The following is a 16,239-nucleotide window of genomic DNA, read 5'->3' as shown; positions in this document are numbered from 1 at the left end:
AGAAAAGCTCCGGTTCGATGAACCGGAGCTTTTCCTGTCTGTCTCAACACAGAGTGTCCGAGGGGGGACTTGAACCCCCACGTCCGTTAATAGGACACTAGCACCTCAAGCTAGCGCGTCTGCCATTCCGCCACTCGGACTCGGCCCCGATTTCTCGGTGCTGGGAAAGAGTATCCGATGCCATCCCCAGGTCCCAAATCGCCCCACTGCTGTGCGCCTTTATTAACCGCCGGGGGTTAATAAAGGCGCACAGCAAAAAGACCCCAGCCTGATCAGGCTGGGGTCTTTTTGCTGTATTCGAGTGTCCGAGGGGGGACTTGAACCCCCACGTCCGTTAATAGGACACTAGCACCTCAAGCTAGCGCGTCTGCCATTCCGCCACTCGGACTCGGCCCCGATTTCTCGGTGCTGGGAAAGAGTATCCGATTAGGTGAGCTGCCCCAAATCGCCAGGTTGCGGGGCATTCCGGTCGCCCGCGTCGTTTGATTCGATGGTAGGAAAGTGGAATGACCACAACCCCGAATAATTCGAATCCGAGTAGAGCCGAAGCAGAAGTAGTCGAACTGGTCAGTTCCCTCATCCGCTTCGACACCTCGAACACGGGAGAACTCGAAACCACCAAAGGCGAGCGTGCGTGCGCGGAGTGGGTTGCCGCGCAGCTTCAAGAAGTCGGTTACGAGACGGAATACGTCGAGTCCGGAGCACCCGGCCGTGGGAATGTCTTTGCTCGTTTGAAGGGAGCCGAGTCGGGTCGTGGTGCGTTGATGCTTCACGGTCATCTCGACGTAGTTCCGGCCGAGCCCGCCGACTGGAGCGTCCATCCCTTTGCCGGCACCGTCCAGGACGGTTACGTCTGGGGGCGCGGCGCCGTGGACATGAAGGACATGGTCGGGATGATCCTGGCCCTCGCCAGACAGTTCAAGGCGGAAGGCGTCGTACCGCCGCGTGATCTGGTGTTCGCTTTCGTGGCGGACGAGGAAGCGGGCGGTAAGTACGGATGCCAGTGGCTGGTCGAGCACCGCCCGGATCTGTTCGAGGGAGTGACCGAGGCCGTGGGTGAGGTCGGCGGTTTCTCGCTGACGGTTCCGCGGCCTGACGGAACCGACCGCCGGCTCTACCTCGTGGAGACTGCGGAAAAGGGCCTCGGTTGGATGCGTCTGACGGCCAAGGGACGCGCCGGACACGGCTCCTTCCTCCACGACGACAACGCGGTCGCGACACTCGCCGGCGCGGTCTCGAGGCTTGCTGCCCACCAGTTCCCGATCGTGATCTCGGATTCGGTCGCGGAGTTCCTGACCGCCGTCGGCGAGGAGACCGGATTGGACTTCGATCCGGGATCACCCGACATCGACGGGACTCTCGCGAAGTTGGGGACGATCGCCAACATCATCGGGGCGACGTTCCGTGACACGGCGAACCCGACGATGCTCAAGGCCGGATACAAGGCGAACGTCATTCCGCAGACTGCCGAGGCGGTCTTCGACTGCCGCGTGCTGCCGGGACGTCAGGCCGAATTCGAGCGAACGGTGGACCAACTGATCGGTCCCGACGTGACCCGCGAGTGGATCACCAAGCTGGATTCGTACGAAACAACGTTCGACGGCCACCTCGTAGACGCCATGAACGAGGCGATCCTCGCCCACGATCCGGAGGCTCGCACAGTTCCGTACATGCTCTCCGGCGGAACCGACGCGAAGGCATTCGCGAAACTGGGCATTCGCTGCTTCGGCTTCGCGCCGTTGCAGTTGCCGCCCGAGCTGGATTTCAGCGCGCTGTTCCACGGCGTCGACGAGCGAGTTCCGGTGGACGCACTACTGTTCGGGACACGTGTTCTGGAACATTTCCTGCTCAATTCCTGACGAGCACGTAGATAGATCCGTGAGCTCGACGCACATCGAGCTCTCTTGTCACAGAAAGGATTCGCATGGCGCACGATCCGTACGAACCATTGCCGAAGTTGCCGAGTTTCGAGCTGACCAGTGACGACATCACTGCGGGCCAGCCGCTGAAGCTTGCTCAGGCCAGTGGAGCCTTCGGTGTCCCCGGTGGCGAAGACATCTCACCGCAGCTCTCGTGGTCCGGCTTTCCGGCCGAGACGAAGAGCTTCGTCGTGACGGTGTTCGATCCGGACGCACCGACTGCGTCGGGGTTCTGGCACTGGGCCGTGGCGAACATCCCCGCTTCCGTCACCGAGCTCCCCGCCGGTGCCGGCGCGGCGGACAGCGATGTCCTGCCCGCCGGAACCGTCACCCTCCGCCACGACGGTGGCGGGTTCGGTTTCATCGGTGCAGGCCCGCCTCCCGGGCACGGTCCGCATCGCTACATCGTGGCGGTGCATGCCCTCGACGTGGAGACGCTCGACGGAGTCACCCCTGACTCGTCGCCGGCGTTCCTCGGTTTCAACGTGTTCCATCACGCGATTGCGCGTGCAACCCTGACCGGGACGTTCGAGGTCGAATAGTCACTTTGCTGTGCGCCTTTATTAACCGCGGGCGGTTAATAAAGGCGCACAGCACTCTCTAGCGAGGGTTCTCAGCTCCCACAGCCTGGGCAATTGACGAGAAGCCGGCTGCGCGGACCCGCTTGGCTATGCCCTTGTGGATGCTGCGAGCCCAGAACGGTCCGCCGTAGATGAAGCCGGTGTATCCCTGCACCAGTGTCGCGCCGGCGAGGATCCGTTCCCACGCCTGATCGGCCGTCTCGATACCGCCGACCGAGATGATGGTCATCTTGTCGCCCACTCGGACGTACAGGCGCCGAAGTACTTCGAGTGAGCGCTCGGCGACCGGTGCACCGGACAGCCCGCCTGCGCCGAGTGCAGCTACCTCGGCGTCCGGGGTCTTCAAACCGTCGCGACGGATCGTGGTGTTGGTCGCGACGATTCCGGCAAGCCCGAGTTCGATTGCCAGATCGGCGACCGCGTCGACGTCCTCGTCCGAGAGGTCGGGCGCGATCTTCACCAGTACCGGCACGCTGACGGTGTCGAGCACGGCCTGCAGGATCGGGCGCAGTGATTCGACGGCCTGCAGATCACGGAGTCCGGGCGTGTTCGGCGAGCTGACATTCACGACCATGAAGTCGGCCAGCGGACCCAGAAGCTGCGCGCTGGCGGTGTAGTCGGCCGCGGCGTCGGCGGCTTCGACGATCTTGGTCTTGCCGATGTTGGCACCGATCGGGACCGTGACGCGGCGCTGTCGCAGGAAATTCGCCGCGTGACCAGCGCCGTGGTTGTTGAAGCCCATCCGGTTGATCAAAGCGCGGTCGGCCGGAAGACGGAAGAGACGCGGCGCGGGGTTACCGGGCTGAGCCTGGGCCGTCACTGTTCCGACCTCGGCGAAACCGAATCCCAACGGGCCCCAGGCGTCGACGCCGGTGGCGTCCTTGTCGAATCCTGCGGCGAGGCCGAGAGGTGCCGGGAACGTCAGACCGAATGCCTGACTCCGCAGAACCGGGTCGTCGACGACAAGGACTTTTGCGACCAGCCAGCGAAGGGGAGCGAACCGTGTCACCAGTTTCATCGCGGTGAAGGCAATGTGGTGGATGCGTTCCGGTGGGACCCGGAACATCAGGCTCAGCAGCAGTTGGTACACGATTCTCCAGCTCTTCGATGGTGTGATTTTGTCAGCGGTTTCGACAGCGGCGGGCCCTGGTCGTCTGTTGGACGATCAGTGCTGAATGCCGTCCGGATCGGTCACGTGCAGCGGCGTCTTCTTTCGCTTGAGGAGCACGCGACGACTGCCGTCGGGGTAGAGACGGACTCGGGAGAGTTCCCATCCGCCGAACTCGGCGGAGATCGCCAGACGCATCGACGCCGTGACCCGCGAAACGTTCGGCGGTAGTCGAAGGGGCACATAGTCGAACTTGTCGTCCGACGTCTCCCACTGCGCGGGGATCCCGCGCGTACGCTTTTCCATCAGTTCTCCCGTGACGGGATGACCTGCAGCCCGTCACCGGTTGCCGATCCGACGATCAGATTGCCGTTGGAAGAGTCTACGGCCAACGAATTCGGCTGTCGCACCGTCTTGAACCGTCCGGTCTCCACGGGGATGCCGGACGACAGATCGAAGCCGACCACTTCGTTGGTCGCGGTCAGCGTGACCCACACCCGATCCGCGGCCTCGTCGTAGGCAACGGCGTACGGCGACTCGCCGACGGGGTAGCGCTGGTGCATCAGGAGCGGATCGGCAGTGAAGACGAGCAGTTCGTTGCCGGTGGTGTCGGTGACCAGAATGCGTCCGAAGCGATCGGTGGCCAGATGAGTTGCGCCCTCACCGGCGCGGAGAGCGACGCCGAGTTTGCCGTCTTCGAGGTTGATCGCCGTCAGCGAGGTCTGACGGTGATCGAGGGCGCTCAGGTTGTCGCCGGTGACCGCGAGTTCGTCGACGGATGCGAATCCCGAAACCGTCTGTGACTGATCGGTCTTCGGGTCGACGATGTGAACTGAACCATTGTCCGTGCCGATCGCGATGCGGCCGTCGTTGAGTTCGACCGCTGAATTCGCCTGCCCGTCTACCGGGATGGACGTCTGTTCGCCCGAAGTCAGATTCAGCTTCACGACCTGGCGATCCATCGACAGAAGAGCGCTACCGTCAGAGCCGATCGAAACGTCGCGTACGTCGGAATCCAGGGCTGTTGGACGACCTGCAGAGGCGGGGTCGGCGCCGGCCAAACCGTCCGAAGGAACGACCAGCACCGAACGGGGGTCGTTGGCAACCACTACAGCGCTGCGCGTGATCGGGTCGAATGTGATGGAATCGATCAGACCTGAATACGGGTGAACCACGCCGTCCGGGGTACTGGTGGTGGCCGGTGAGACCGCTGCCGTTGCGGGATCGATCGTGATGAGGTCGTCTCCGCCATCTCCGGAAGAACATCCTGTGACCAGCAGAACCGCCGCCCCCATTGCTGCTGCAGTGGTGCGGATCCCTAGGCGAGCCATGTGTAGTTCCTCTTTTTCTTGTCATCTGTTCTTCACGCAGTGCGACTGTCATCGATCATCCCTGATCGCAGTCGGGCGCCGTTCATCGCGTCGAGGAACTACCGACCATTCCGCTCACACCCCTGACGCGATACCGTACGAACAGCGATTGCGGTTGACGCTGCAATCACCGAGGAGATCATTGTGATTCCCACAGAACCCACCGATTCCGGCGCGCAGTCGCCCGAACCGGCGCGGCCGGGCTTCGAGATCGAGGACCTCACCGTCGGCGCTCACGCACACGGTTTCGGCAGGTCCGACGGTCGAACTTTCGCGTTCCGCGTACGAAAGAGCATGCTGTTCGTCGAGGTATACGGCGAATACTGCGAGCACAGTGTGCCGACCCCTGCAGACGTTGTCGCCACCGCGGAGCGATCGGTGACCGACATCGATCTGACCGACGAGCGAAGCATCGCCGGTGTGGTCCGCGACGCAGTTCTGTCCACCGAGGCTGATTGGTCACAGCCCGGTCCCGGTGACGGAGTTCGCGAGGGCGACGGCCGCAGCCTGCCGACGGTGAGAGCCGTCCTGAACAGGCTGGGATCGATCATCGATTCTGTTCGGTGAATTCTCGGCGCGGGATGACCAGGGTTGCTCCGGTTGTCGGATGCGGGAACACCTCGACCGGATAACCGTAGACGCGGGTCAGAAGCTCTTCGTGCAACACCGATTCCGGGGGACCGTCAGCGGCGATGCGGCCGTTTTCGAGCACGACGATCCGATCCGCGTACGCCGCTGCCAACGCGAGGTCGTGCAAAACGACGACGACGGCATCGCCGTCCGCAGCGCGAGCGCGCGCCACGGACATCACCGCTTCCTGGTGTCCGAGGTCGAGAGCTGCAGTCGGCTCGTCCAGCAGGATGGTCGACGTTTCCTGTGCCAGTACCCGGGCCAGCGCGACCCGCGCTTGCTCGCCGCCGGACAGCACGGCGAACGGCCGATTGGCGAACCCCTCGACATCGCAGGTCTTCATCGCCGCGGTGATAGCAGCGCCGTCGCGGTCTTCTCGGCGAGTTCCGGTCCATGGCGCACGTCCCATACGAACCACCTGGCGAGCGCTGAACGAAAATCCGATGGTGTGTTTCTGGGGGAGCACCGCGCGTCGGCGCGCCATGTCGATCGGCGACCACTGAGTGAGGTCGGTGCCGTCAACGTCCACCCGCCCAGCGATGACGGGCTGATCACCGGCCAACGCCGCAAGAAGAGTCGACTTACCGGCGCCGTTCGGTCCGACGAGAACGACTAGCTCGCCTGCCCGGACTTCGATGGACACGCCTTCCAGAATCTGCCGACCACCGCGTTCGACTGTGATGTCGCGCGCCTCGAGGGTGACATCACCGACGGCTGGGCTCTTCGGTTCGGGGGTGACGCGGCCGAACAGTTCGCGCCAGTTTCTTACGAGGCTGCTCATGCCCACCCGCCCTGTTGCGCGCGCGTGCGTCGGAGAAGCCAGAAGAAGAAGGGGCCGCCCACCAGAGCGGTCAGCATTCCGAGGGGCAGGTCTGCGTTGTCGATCAGCGACCGCGAGCCCAGATCTGCGACAAGCAGAACCAGTGCGCCGGCGAGGGCGCTCGCCGGAATCAGCGCGCGGTGGCCAGGTCCGACGAGAATGCGCATCAGGTGCGGAACGACCAGACCGACGAAGAGGATGATGCCGGTGAAGGCAACACTCGCCGAGACCAGGAGAGCGACGATCAGTACCGCGAACTGGCGAAGCCGTTCGACGTTGACGCCCAGATGACGGGCCGCGTGTTCACCGAGCGCCAGCAGGTCCAGACGTGGGGCGATCATCATGGTCGCGGCGATCCCGACGACGGTCATCGGCGCCACGATCAGGACTGCGTTCCAGGAAGCGCCGTTGAGTGAGCCGAGTTGCCAGAACACGATCTGATCGCGAGCGGACGGGCTGGCGACGAAGGTGAAGAACGCGATGAGCCCGCCGGCGAACGCGTTGATCGCGACGCCCGTCAGCACCAACGTCACTACTTCGGTTCGGCCTTCGTGCCGAGCCAGCAGGTAGACCGCCGCGGTGGTGACCAGCCCGGCGACGAACGCAGCCGCAGCAACGGCCCAGCCGGCCACGAACGTTCCCCCGACGACGATGACAGCACTCGCGCCAACTGCCGCGCCCGCAGACACTCCGATCACTCCGGGTTCTGCGAGCGGATTGGAGAACACACCCTGCAGGAGCGCACCGGAACATCCCAGCGCCGCGCCGACACAGATGGCGAGCACGACGCGGGGGAATCGAACCTCCCACAAAGTCACTTCACCGCTGGGATGGGCGGGCATCGGACCGAGGTCGAGCCCGATGCGATGCAGGATGCTGCCCAAAACCTCGAGTGGCGACGTCGGAACTTGACCGATGCACGCCGACAGCACCGCGACGATCACGAGGGCGAGAGTCAAGCTGACCAGAACCGCACTCACCCGCGACCGCGACGCGGGGCCAGACGCCGACTTGTCGGCGCCCCCGACGTCGTGTGAATCCTCGGCCGACACAGTCTTACCTGCTTCGGAACTACCTGTCTCTGTACTCACGAATCAGCACTCACGAATCTTTGCTCACGATCCACCGGGCTCGTAGATCGCTTCGGCGAGTGCCGCCATGACGCGTCCGGTGTTCGGCCCGAAGCTGAGCAGTACTCCGTCCGCCATGTCGACTACTCGTTTGTTCTTTCCAGCCGGCGTCTGAGCGATGCCAGGGACCTTTTCGAGGCCGTCGATTCCGCCGATCGATGCCAATCCGTCCGTCATCATCAGCAGGGCGTCAGGCGCTGCGGCGATGAGCGCTTCGCTGGTGATGGGCACGAACTGTTGTGTGATGCCCGAGGCGGTTCCTGCATCGGTGGCGCCGAGTGCCTCGATCAAGGAATCTGCTCCGGACCCTTCACCGCCGATCATGGTGATGGCCGATCCGCGCATGTAGAGGAATGCGATTTTCAGTGGATCGCCCTCGGTGGGGACCAGGTCACGAGCTCCAGCGATTTCCGATTCGGTCCGATCGACCAGCGCTGCGCCCTGGGCGGGTACGCCGAGCGCGTCGGCGACGGCCTGGAGTTGTCCTGGCACACCCTCGAGTGTTCGGGTCGGATCGAAGAAGACGACGGGAACACCGGCGGCGCGCAACTGATCCTGGACGCTCTTGGGCCCGATACTGGTGTCGGTGAGAACAACGGTGGGATTGAGGTCGAGAATTGCCTCGGTGTTGAGCGATTGGCCGCCGACCGTGACAACCGGCACGTCCGCGACTGCGGGGAACTTGGCGGCGGTGTCGCGGCCGACGAGATTGTCACCGAGGCCGAGCGCCACCGTCGTCGTCGCGAGCGTCCCGTAGCGGTCGGCCGCAACGATCCGGCTGTTGTCGGTGATGGTCACGTCGACGCCGTCGAAGCTCTTCACCGTCACGGGCAGTGTCGCGGTCGGGTTGTCGGACACGGGAACCGGGCTGGAATCTTCGAGTACCGCGGTCCTGGCACCCTGAGATGTCGTCGAAGTGTCGCTGGACCCGCAAGCCACCAGACCGAAACCGGCTGCTGCGACCAGAGCCGCCGCGGCCAAGCGCTTCATCATTTGACGAGGTAGCTCTCGATGTCGCCTTCGAGGTCGGCGAACAGGTCGCCGTTGAGGCGGTACGCCAGATTCACCTCGTCGATGAAACGCTGCTGTTCCTCGGCAGGAATCTGCAGTGCATCCAGATTCGAGCGGTAGTCGTCCTTGAAAGGCTTCGGCTTGGGGATGCCTTCGAAGATGTAGAAGCGAAGTCCGTCGGTCTCGAATCCGTAGGCGCGTTCGAGCATCCGGCGGATGATCTGTCCGCCCGAGAGATCGCCCATGTACCGAAGGTAGTGATGTGCGACGAAGCCGGCAGGCCAGTCGAACGCCACCTCCTTCAGGCGGGCGATGTAGCGCTCGGTTGCAGGCAGTGCCACGAGTTCGTCGCGCCAGTTCGGTCCGCCGAGGAACTCGAGATCGGCTTCGAGTGAAGCCACGCGCAACAGATCCTCGGACAGGAACGGGGCGACCAACTCGTTGTCGGCGTGTGTGCGGCCGGCCTCTTCGAGGCTCGTGTAGACGAGGTACGTCTGTCCCAGAAGTGCGGCGTAGCCAGCCGTGGTCAGCTCACCGCCGAGTAGTGCGCCTACGAATCGCGACTGCTCCGTCTCGCGGTGTGCTGCGTCCGTCTCGGTCTTGATTCGTTCGGAGAAGGCTGGGCCTGCGTCTGCGGAAAGGCTGTCTACGTCGAGCGTGGTCATTGATTCTCCTGAGGCTGTAGTCAAGCGTTGCCTACTAGGTTAGCCTGCCCTCGCCAACGCGATACCTCCGGTATTTCGATCAGCGGGACAGATCAAGCGCTCACATCGTCGAGAGCCGCGGCAATCGCTTTCGGAAGTTCCAATTCTTCGGTTGCCAGTACTCCTGTCAACTGGGCGAGATCACGCGTGCCGACGACGGCGCTGGCCACCCCGGCGCGATCGCGCGCCCAGGCCAGTGCCACCGCCAGTGGGGAAGTACCCAGACCGTCGGCAGCGGTAACGACTGCGTCGACCACCCGGATCGAGGAATCGGTCAGATAGCTCTGCACATCCTGCGAATGTGCTTCGTCGGCGCCGCGGGAATCGACGGGAATGCCGTCGCGGTACTTGCCGGTCAGCACACCGCCCGCGAGGGGTACTGCGGCGAACACTCCGACGCCGTGATGGGCCGCCGCTGCGAACAATTCTTCCTCGACGCCGCGTGCGAGCAACGAGTACTCGGCCTGCGTCGCGGCGAGTGTTGTTGCGCCACCGGCTCCTGCGGCCGTCGCGAGCTGCCAGCCGAGGTAGCCGCGAACTCCGACGTACCGCACCTTGCCGCTCGAGACGGCGTAGTCGAGGGTTGCTGCAACCTCGTCGACAGGCGTGAGCGGATCCCAGGTTGCGACCTGCCACATGTCGAGGAAGTCGGTTCCGAGTTCACGAAGAGTCGCGTCGAGCTGGCGGAGCAATCCGCGCCGCGAGCAGTCGACGCGGTCGGTGCCGATCGGTGTGGGGTCGATGCCGGCGCTCGAGCTGATGATGAGTTCGTCACGTGGAACGACGTCGTCGAGTAACTCGGCGAGGATCCGTTGCGCCGCACCGGCGCCGTAGGCGGGCGAGGTGTCGACCAGGGTTCCGCCGGCCTCGGCGAACGCGAGTAGCTGCGCAGCAGCCTCGTCGCCGTCCGTGTCGCGTCCCCATGTCAGTGTGCCGAGCCCAAGTCGCGAGACCCGAAGTCCGCTCGTTCCGACAGATCTGTGCTTCATAACCGCCTGCATCTCGCGCCCGACTCGTGTGCGCAAGTGCGGCACCCGAGAGATCTCACCACGTGCAGACTAGTAGGCGCTCGCCTCGAGTCGGGGTATTCGGACACGGACGTGCCGGGCGCGGCGCGGCGCCGTGGGCCCCGGTAGCGTGGCGCCGGTGAAACGTGAACCCGACACACGAAACCTGTGTGCAGTAACCCCATTCGAATCAGCCGGGATCGGTGAGTGATGGGCGAAGCGATGACCTGGCTCCAGGCCGTGATCCTGGGCCTCGTGCAGGGCTTGACCGAGTTCCTGCCCATCTCGTCTTCCGGACATTTGCGAATCGTGTCGGAGATATTCTTCGGCAGTGACGCCGGCGCGTCGTTCACCGCGGTGACGCAGCTCGGCACCGAGTTGGCGGTCCTGATCTACTTCGCACGCGACATCGTGAGGATCATCACTGCCTGGTTCCGAGGTGTGTTCAATGCCGAGCACCGGGGCGATCTCGATTACCGGATGGGCTGGTACGTCATCATCGGCACCATCCCGGTCGGCATCCTCGGGTTCTTCTTCAAAGACCAGATCCGTACCGGCGCACGCAATCTGTGGCTGATTGCCACGATGCTGATCGTGTTCGCGCTCGTCATCGCTGCTGCCGAGTACTACGGACGCAAGACGCGCCCGATCGAATCGCTCACAGCGCGCGACGGCATCATCATGGGTTCGGCTCAGGCGCTCGCGCTCATCCCGGGTGTCTCACGTTCGGGTGGCACGATCAGTGCCGGCCTTTTCCTCGGACTCACCCGTGAGGCCGCAGCCCGTTACTCGTTCCTGTTGGCGATTCCGGCAGTTCTCGCCTCCGGTTTGTTCAGCCTCCCGGATGCCTTCGAGCCGGCCGGTGAGGGTCTGAACGCGAGCGGTCCGCAGTTGCTGGTGGCAACCGTCATCGCCTTCGCGGTCGGTTACGCAGCGATCGCCTGGCTGCTTCGATTTGTTGTCGATCACTCCATGTACTGGTTCGTCGGATACAGAATCGCTCTCGGCGTAGTCGTCCTTGCGTTGCTGGCCACAGGGGTCGTGTCCGCGACATAGGGGCCGTTTCGACGTCGACCACCCGTCCGTGCGGCCACCGCCCCATTAGGGTTGTGGAATGACAGTTGTCCTACTGCGGCACGGGCGGTCGACGTCCAACACTGCCCATACCCTGGCCGGTCGAACGCCGGGTGTGGAACTCGACGACCACGGCCGGAAACAGGCCGAAGGCGTCGTCGATCGGCTGGTCGGTCTGGACATCGCGGAGATCGTCCGCTCGCCGCTGTTGCGGTGTGAGCAGACGGTCGGCCCCATTGCCGTCGACCGTGGTCTGACGCCGGTGGTCGAGGATCGCCTCATCGAGGTCGATTACGGCGACTGGACGGGTCGCCCGCTCAAGGAACTCTTGGAAGAACCGCTCTGGAAAGTGGTGCAGCGCCACGCTTCCGGTGCAGTGTTTCCCGGCGGTGAAGGGCTGGCCCAGGTACAGGCGCGAGCCGTTGCCGCGATCCGAGAGCACGACGCACGGCTGGCCGAAGAACACGGCAAGGACGTCGTCTGGATTGCGTGCACGCACGGTGACGTCATCAAATCGGTTCTCGCCGACGCGTTTGCGATGCATCTCGATTCGTTCCAGCGCATCGTCGCCGAGCCCGCCTCGGTCAGTGTGATTCGCTACACGGCGACACTGCCGTTCGTTCTTCGCGTCAACGACACCGGAGACGTGCTCGCCGCGATCGGTGCAGCGAAGGCCGCGACCAACGGTTCGGCTCCCGCGCAGGAGTCCGTCCCCGGCGGAGAGGTCGGTGCGTGAGCTGTGACGGATAATGGGTATTCAGTGATGTTCTGCTCGAACTCGAGGAGGTGCAATGTCGCGCGCGATTCACGTATTTCGCACTCCTGACCGATTTGTCGCAGGAACGGTGGGCGAACCCGGTGACAGGTCTTTCTATCTCCAGGCCGTGCACGAATCACGGGTGGTGAGTGTGCTGCTCGAGAAGCAGCAGGTTCAGGTCCTCGCCGATCGCATGGGCTTACTCCTCGAAGAGGTGCATCGACGCTTCGGAACCGAGGTTCCGCCACAAGCCGACGACGTCTCCGACCTCAGCCCGCTGGTCACACCACTCGACGCGGAGTTCCGGGTCGGCACGATGGGGCTCGGTTGGGACGCCGATGCCGGGGCGGTCGTCGTGGAGCTGCTTGCCGTCAGCGAGACGGAGTTCGACGAATCGGTTGTCCTCGACGACGCCGACGACGGTCCGGACGCGGTCCGTGTGTTCCTGACTCCGGAGCAAGCGCGCGAGTTTTCGCTGCGGTCCGAACGCGTCATCGCGGCGGGACGCGCGCCGTGCCCGCTGTGTGGTGAACCGTTGGCGCCCGAGGGGCACGTCTGCATCCGCACCAATGGGTACCGACGCGGCGAGTCCTTCGGTTTTGCGATCGACGACGCAGACGACGACGAGGTCTGACGTCGTGTCCGAACCTGGTGTGCCGGACGTGCTGCTCGAGGGTGATCTGACTCTGATCGGTCAGATCACCACGGCGAGCAACGCCACGCTGGTATGTGAGTCGACTCTGGGGGAGAAGTCCACCCGCGTGGTCTACAAGCCGGTCCGGGGTGAACGCCCACTGTGGGATTTCCCGGACGGCACTCTGGCGGGGCGTGAGGTCGCGTCGTACCGCGTGTCCGAGGCGCTGGGTTGGGGAGTGATTCCGCGAACAGTGTTGCGGGACGGCCCTTTCGGTCCAGGCATGGTGCAGCGATGGATCGACACCGTCGATCGCCGCGCGGATGGATCTGGTGGACTCGAGATGGTGGACCTGTGCAGTCCCGGCAACGTTCCGCCGGGGTGGTTCGAGGTCCTGCAGGCCTTCGACTCGGAGGGTGAACCAGTCTCCCTGATCCATGCGGACGATCCACGGCTGCAGCGAATGGCCGTTCTGGACGTCCTCATCAACAACGCCGACCGCAAAGGTGGTCACGCCCTCGAAGGCGTCGACGGCTCGGTGTACGGCGTTGATCACGGAATCTGTCTTCACTCGGAGAACAAGCTGCGGACCGTGTTGTGGGGGTGGGCCGGGCAGCCCGTACCCGGTGCTTTGATCGCCGACGTCGCCGAATTCGCGACAACTCTCGACGGGGATCTCGGCGACGAGTTGTCCGAACTGATCACCGAAGAGGAAATCGTGGCCTTGGCGGTGCGGGCGATGCAGTTCGCCGAGTCCGCTGTGATGCCTGAGCCGAACGGCCATCGAACGATTCCCTGGCCGGCCTTCTAGTCGCGAGACGTTTCCTGCTGTTCGCGAGTTGCCGTCAATCCGGGTGAGCGAACCAATCGCAGTAGTTGTTCGCGCAGCGCGGCGACATCCCCGACGCCGACGGTCAACGCCGCATCTTCCTTCTCGAGCGTCAGTAGTCGCTCGTACGTCAGTCTTCCGGCGTCGGTTATCGCGATCACGCGCCGACGCTCGTCCCTCGGATCGGTGTCACGAGTGACGTAACCCGATCGTTCGAGACGGTCGATCGTGCGGCTCATCGTCTGATCGGTGACGCGGGCGTTCTTCGCGATGTCGCGTTGAGACGCCGCCCCACCGGCGATCGAGTGGAGCACGATCAGGCCCGCGTGCGTCATGTCCTGAGACCGCAAGACCTTCTCCCACGAGTGCTCCACCAGGCGTGCAGCGGTGGACAACAGCCGGCCGGTGGGCCAGTCGTCCAGGCCGTCGCTGCTCATTTTTCTGCCTTCCGTTTGCAATTACTCAGCATGCTGAACAAAATAGTCGGCAAGTCCTCTGCTGCCGATCCCTGGAGACCCAGTGAGCACACCAGTACAAAATCGTCCTGTTCGTCGCCTTCGATGGATTGTGCCAGCTCTCCTCGTGATCGGCTGGCTGGCAATCGGAGGATTCGGCGGTCCGTTCGCCGGAAAGCTCAGCACGGTGCAGCAGAACGACAACACGTCGTTCCTGCCCGCGTCGGCCGAAGCGACCGAGGTGGCAAAGCTTCAAGAGAGCTTCACGGACACGCGCTTCGTGCCGGCCATCATCGTGGCGGAACGACCGGGTGGCCTCGAGCCCGCCGACTCCACCTTCCTTTCCCAGACCGTCGATTCGTTTGTCGGTACCGAAGGATTCGGCGACGCCTCATCGCCGCCGATCCCGTCGGCCGACGGCCAGGCACTCCAGATGTTCCTGCCTGTCGACAGCACCCTCGAAGTCAAGGACAGCGTGAAAGCGCTGCGCGCGGCGCTGGAGTCGAGCCCTGACGGACTGACAGTCAAGGTCACCGGCCCCGCTGGGCAGGTTGCGGATCTGTCGGCAGCATTCGCCGGTATCGACGGATTGCTGTTGTTGGTAGCCGGATCCGTCGTGATCGTGATCCTGATCATCGTTTACCGAAGCCCGATCCTGCCGTTCGTGGTGATCTTCTCGGCGATCTTCGCACTCGGATTGTCGAGCTTGCTCGTGTATCTGCTCGCGGACGCGGACGTCATCGCACTGAACGGTCAGAGCCAGGGCATCCTGTTCATCCTCGTGTTCGGTGCCGCCACCGACTACGCGCTACTGCTGGTCTCTCGCTACCGGGAAGAATTGCGGATCGAGAAGGACAAGTACGCAGCAATGCGCACTGCGTGGCGCGCGACGCTCGAACCTGTCGCAGCGTCTGCAGGAACGGTCATCGCGGGCGTTCTGTGCCTGTTGCTCTCCGACCTGAACTCGAACCGCGGACTCGGTCCGGTGGCCGCCATCGGTATCGCCGCGTCCTTCCTCGCATCGATGACCTTCCTACCTGCTGTCCTGGTTCTGTTCGGGAGGACGGCGTACTGGCCGACCAAGCCGAAGTTCGATGCCGACCGCGAGCACCACGACGAGGCGAACGATCACCGGTTCTGGGCCGGGCTCGCTGCTCGAATCGGTAGGCATCCGCGCCGCTTCTGGGTGGCGTCGACGCTGGTGCTGGTGATCTTCGCGATGATGATGCCGCAGTTCAAAGCCAGCGGTGTCTCGTCGTCCGACATCTTCTTGCTCGATGTCGATTCGGTTGCAGGCCAGGAGATTCTCGGCGAGCACTTCGACGCGGGTTCGGGTTCACCGGCCGTGGTCATCGCGAATGCAGACCAAGTGGATGCCGTTGCGGCAGCCAGTCGCGTGGAGGGTGTCAGCGACGTAAGCGTCGTGCAGAACGGGGGAGCGCCTCTGGTTGTCGACGGGCGAGTCTCCCTGCAGGCGACGTTGACTGACGCTGCCGACTCGCTCGAGGCCGAAGACACCATCGTGCGACTGCGTGATGCAGTTCACTCAGTGGAGGGCGCCGACGCATTGGTCGGTGGCGTCACTGCGACCGACCTCGACACGAAGACCACCTCGACACGGGACCGGACACTCATCATTCCCGTGGTGATCATCGTGGTGTTCGTGATTCTCTCGCTCTTGCTGCGTTCGCTTCTCGCACCGCTGCTTCTCATGGGCACCGTTGTGCTCTCGTTTGCTGCGACACTGGGCATTTCGTCGCTGGTGTTCGACCACATCTTCGGTTTCCCCGGCGCGGATCCGGTGGTCCCGCTCTTTGCGTTCGTGTTCCTCGTGGCTCTGGGAATCGACTACAACATCTTCCTCATGACGAGGGTGCGTGAGGAAGCGCTGAAGATCGGCACCAGGGCGGGCGCTCTGCGGGGACTCACGGTGACCGGCGGGGTGATCACATCTGCCGGAGTTGTTCTGGCAGCAACCTTCTCGGCGTTGGCGGTGATCCCGCTGTTGTTCCTCGCCCAGATCGCGTTCATCGTGGCGTTCGGTGTCCTGCTCGACGCTCTGATCGTCCGATCCTTGCTGGTCCCGGCCTTGACCTACGACATCGGTCAGAAGATCTGGTGGCCGAGCAAGCTCGCGTCGACGCCCGAACCAGAGCAGGATCAGCCAGCACCTTCCCAGCCTCAGAGCAGTCTCCACTAGGCTCGGCAGC

17 protein-coding genes and 2 tRNA genes are annotated in these 16,239 nt (G+C 63.8%); 8 read left to right on the top strand and 11 right to left on the bottom strand.

The genetic code is table 11. From position 1 onward, the window contains the following. Nucleotides 1–54: 54 nt before the first annotated feature. Both M0639_RS15095 and M0639_RS15090 read right to left on the bottom strand, forming a co-directional pair. Nucleotides 55–140, bottom strand: a tRNA-Leu gene (locus M0639_RS15095). A 162-nt stretch (nt 141–302) separates the two neighbouring features. Then, nucleotides 303–388 (bottom strand) — tRNA-Leu (locus tag M0639_RS15090). A 118-nt stretch (nt 389–506) separates the two neighbouring features. On the opposite strand from M0639_RS15090, the gene M0639_RS15085 reads away from it, so the two are divergent. Further along, on the top strand, nt 507–1,859 hold the full coding sequence (locus M0639_RS15085; RefSeq protein ID WP_064074333.1) for a M20/M25/M40 family metallo-hydrolase: 1,353 nt from the start codon (nt 507–509) through the stop codon (nt 1,857–1,859). A gap of 65 nt (nt 1,860–1,924) precedes the next feature. Then, nucleotides 1,925–2,461 (top strand): YbhB/YbcL family Raf kinase inhibitor-like protein, encoded by a 537-nt coding sequence (locus tag M0639_RS15080; RefSeq protein ID WP_007733394.1) that lies wholly within the window; start codon nt 1,925–1,927, stop codon nt 2,459–2,461. Between the two features lie 58 nt (nt 2,462–2,519). Here the strand turns inward: M0639_RS15080 and M0639_RS15075 are convergent, their stop codons facing one another. From M0639_RS15075 to M0639_RS15065, 3 genes are all read right to left on the bottom strand, one after another. Next, on the bottom strand, nt 2,520–3,590 hold the full coding sequence (locus tag M0639_RS15075) for a quinone-dependent dihydroorotate dehydrogenase (protein WP_054187384.1): 1,071 nt from the start codon (nt 3,588–3,590) through the stop codon (nt 2,520–2,522). 75 nt (nt 3,591–3,665) lie between these two features. Beyond that, nucleotides 3,666–3,914 (bottom strand): DUF5703 family protein, encoded by a 249-nt coding sequence (locus tag M0639_RS15070; protein ID WP_003946171.1) that lies wholly within the window; start codon nt 3,912–3,914, stop codon nt 3,666–3,668. Next, on the bottom strand, nt 3,914–4,939 hold the full coding sequence (locus M0639_RS15065) for an NHL repeat-containing protein (RefSeq protein WP_064074332.1): 1,026 nt from the start codon (nt 4,937–4,939) through the stop codon (nt 3,914–3,916). The genes M0639_RS15070 and M0639_RS15065 overlap by 1 nt, the downstream gene beginning before the upstream one ends. Nucleotides 4,940–5,122: 183 nt before the next feature. Between M0639_RS15065 and M0639_RS15060 the strand changes: the two genes are divergently transcribed. Next, nucleotides 5,123–5,545 (top strand): hypothetical protein, encoded by a 423-nt coding sequence (locus M0639_RS15060; protein ID WP_007733387.1) that lies wholly within the window; start codon nt 5,123–5,125, stop codon nt 5,543–5,545. On the opposite strand, the gene M0639_RS15055 is transcribed toward M0639_RS15060, so the two are convergent. The 5 genes from M0639_RS15055 to M0639_RS15035 all read right to left on the bottom strand — a co-directional run bounded on the left by M0639_RS15055 (nt 5,526) and on the right by M0639_RS15035 (nt 10,262). Further along, on the bottom strand, nt 5,526–6,389 hold the full coding sequence (locus M0639_RS15055; protein ID WP_007733386.1) for a heme ABC transporter ATP-binding protein: 864 nt from the start codon (nt 6,387–6,389) through the stop codon (nt 5,526–5,528). The two genes, M0639_RS15060 and M0639_RS15055, sit on opposite strands and share 20 nt — an antisense overlap. Further along, the gene (locus M0639_RS15050; protein ID WP_042451000.1) at nt 6,386–7,480 is read right to left on the bottom strand and encodes a FecCD family ABC transporter permease; all 1,095 of its coding nucleotides are present in this window, start codon (nt 7,478–7,480) and stop codon (nt 6,386–6,388) included. Before M0639_RS15050 ends, M0639_RS15055 begins: the two co-directional genes overlap by 4 nt. 63 nt (nt 7,481–7,543) lie before the next feature. Then, nucleotides 7,544–8,551, bottom strand: a complete 1,008-nt coding sequence (locus M0639_RS15045) for a heme/hemin ABC transporter substrate-binding protein (RefSeq protein WP_042450998.1) — start codon at nt 8,549–8,551, stop codon at nt 7,544–7,546. Next, nucleotides 8,548–9,234 (bottom strand): biliverdin-producing heme oxygenase, encoded by a 687-nt coding sequence (locus M0639_RS15040; protein WP_003946162.1) that lies wholly within the window; start codon nt 9,232–9,234, stop codon nt 8,548–8,550. Before M0639_RS15040 ends, M0639_RS15045 begins: the two co-directional genes overlap by 4 nt. A gap of 92 nt (nt 9,235–9,326) precedes the next feature. Then, nucleotides 9,327–10,262: an aldo/keto reductase gene (locus tag M0639_RS15035; RefSeq protein ID WP_064074331.1), complete on the bottom strand. Its 936-nt coding sequence runs from the start codon at nt 10,260–10,262 to the stop codon at nt 9,327–9,329. Nucleotides 10,263–10,490: 228 nt separating this feature from the next. Here M0639_RS15035 and M0639_RS15030 point away from each other — a divergent pair, with 228 nt between their 5' ends. The 4 genes from M0639_RS15030 to M0639_RS15015 are packed head-to-tail and all read left to right on the top strand — an operon-like array spanning nt 10,491 to nt 13,556. Next, on the top strand, nt 10,491–11,336 hold the full coding sequence (locus tag M0639_RS15030; protein ID WP_030537531.1) for an undecaprenyl-diphosphate phosphatase: 846 nt from the start codon (nt 10,491–10,493) through the stop codon (nt 11,334–11,336). A 58-nt stretch (nt 11,337–11,394) separates the two neighbouring features. Then, nucleotides 11,395–12,090: a histidine phosphatase family protein gene (locus tag M0639_RS15025; RefSeq protein WP_003946173.1), complete on the top strand. Its 696-nt coding sequence runs from the start codon at nt 11,395–11,397 to the stop codon at nt 12,088–12,090. Nucleotides 12,091–12,145: 55 nt separating this feature from the next. Beyond that, complete coding sequence (locus M0639_RS15020; RefSeq protein WP_003946200.1) at nt 12,146–12,745, top strand: DUF3090 domain-containing protein; 600 nt, start codon at nt 12,146–12,148, stop codon at nt 12,743–12,745. A gap of 4 nt (nt 12,746–12,749) precedes the next feature. Next, nucleotides 12,750–13,556, top strand: coding sequence for an SCO1664 family protein (locus M0639_RS15015; protein ID WP_030537533.1), 807 nt, complete (start codon nt 12,750–12,752; stop codon nt 13,554–13,556). Here M0639_RS15015 and M0639_RS15010 read toward each other — a convergent pair. Next, a complete protein-coding gene (locus M0639_RS15010) occupies nt 13,553–14,011 on the bottom strand; it encodes a MarR family winged helix-turn-helix transcriptional regulator (RefSeq protein ID WP_064074330.1) in 459 nt (152 codons plus the stop codon). The genes M0639_RS15015 and M0639_RS15010 overlap by 4 nt on opposite strands. Nucleotides 14,012–14,138: 127 nt before the next feature. Here M0639_RS15010 and M0639_RS15005 point away from each other — a divergent pair, with 127 nt between their 5' ends. Next, nucleotides 14,139–16,229: an MMPL family transporter gene (locus M0639_RS15005; protein WP_225320402.1), complete on the top strand. Its 2,091-nt coding sequence runs from the start codon at nt 14,139–14,141 to the stop codon at nt 16,227–16,229. Nucleotides 16,230–16,239: the final 10 nt, after the last annotated feature.

This window comes from Rhodococcus qingshengii JCM 15477, from assembly GCF_023221595.1.
In the GTDB taxonomy this organism is placed as follows: Bacteria; Actinomycetota; Actinomycetes; order Mycobacteriales; family Mycobacteriaceae; genus Rhodococcus_F; species Rhodococcus_F qingshengii.
Note: the sequence above shows the minus strand (reverse complement) of the source record. Positions and strands in the feature narration are given on the sequence as shown.

Bases quoted from the DNA above. Each gene is read 5' to 3' on its own strand.
- M0639_RS15085 (WP_064074333.1), top strand. From the start codon at position 507: ATGACCACAACCCCGAATAATTCGAATCCGAGTAGAGCCGAAGCAGAA.
- M0639_RS15080 (WP_007733394.1), top strand. From the start codon at position 1,925: ATGGCGCACGATCCGTACGAACCATTGCCGAAGTTGCCGAGTTTCGAG.
- M0639_RS15070 (WP_003946171.1), bottom strand. From the start codon at position 3,914: ATGGAAAAGCGTACGCGCGGGATCCCCGCGCAGTGGGAGACGTCGGAC.
- M0639_RS15065 (WP_064074332.1), bottom strand. From the start codon at position 4,939: ATGGCTCGCCTAGGGATCCGCACCACTGCAGCAGCAATGGGGGCGGCG.
- M0639_RS15055 (WP_007733386.1), bottom strand. From the start codon at position 6,389: ATGAGCAGCCTCGTAAGAAACTGGCGCGAACTGTTCGGCCGCGTCACC.
- M0639_RS15045 (WP_042450998.1), bottom strand. From the start codon at position 8,551: ATGATGAAGCGCTTGGCCGCGGCGGCTCTGGTCGCAGCAGCCGGTTTC.
- M0639_RS15040 (WP_003946162.1), bottom strand. From the start codon at position 9,234: ATGACCACGCTCGACGTAGACAGCCTTTCCGCAGACGCAGGCCCAGCC.
- M0639_RS15035 (WP_064074331.1), bottom strand. From the start codon at position 10,262: ATGAAGCACAGATCTGTCGGAACGAGCGGACTTCGGGTCTCGCGACTT.
- M0639_RS15030 (WP_030537531.1), top strand. From the start codon at position 10,491: ATGGGCGAAGCGATGACCTGGCTCCAGGCCGTGATCCTGGGCCTCGTG.
- M0639_RS15025 (WP_003946173.1), top strand. From the start codon at position 11,395: ATGACAGTTGTCCTACTGCGGCACGGGCGGTCGACGTCCAACACTGCC.
- M0639_RS15020 (WP_003946200.1), top strand. From the start codon at position 12,146: ATGTCGCGCGCGATTCACGTATTTCGCACTCCTGACCGATTTGTCGCA.
- M0639_RS15010 (WP_064074330.1), bottom strand. From the start codon at position 14,011: ATGAGCAGCGACGGCCTGGACGACTGGCCCACCGGCCGGCTGTTGTCC.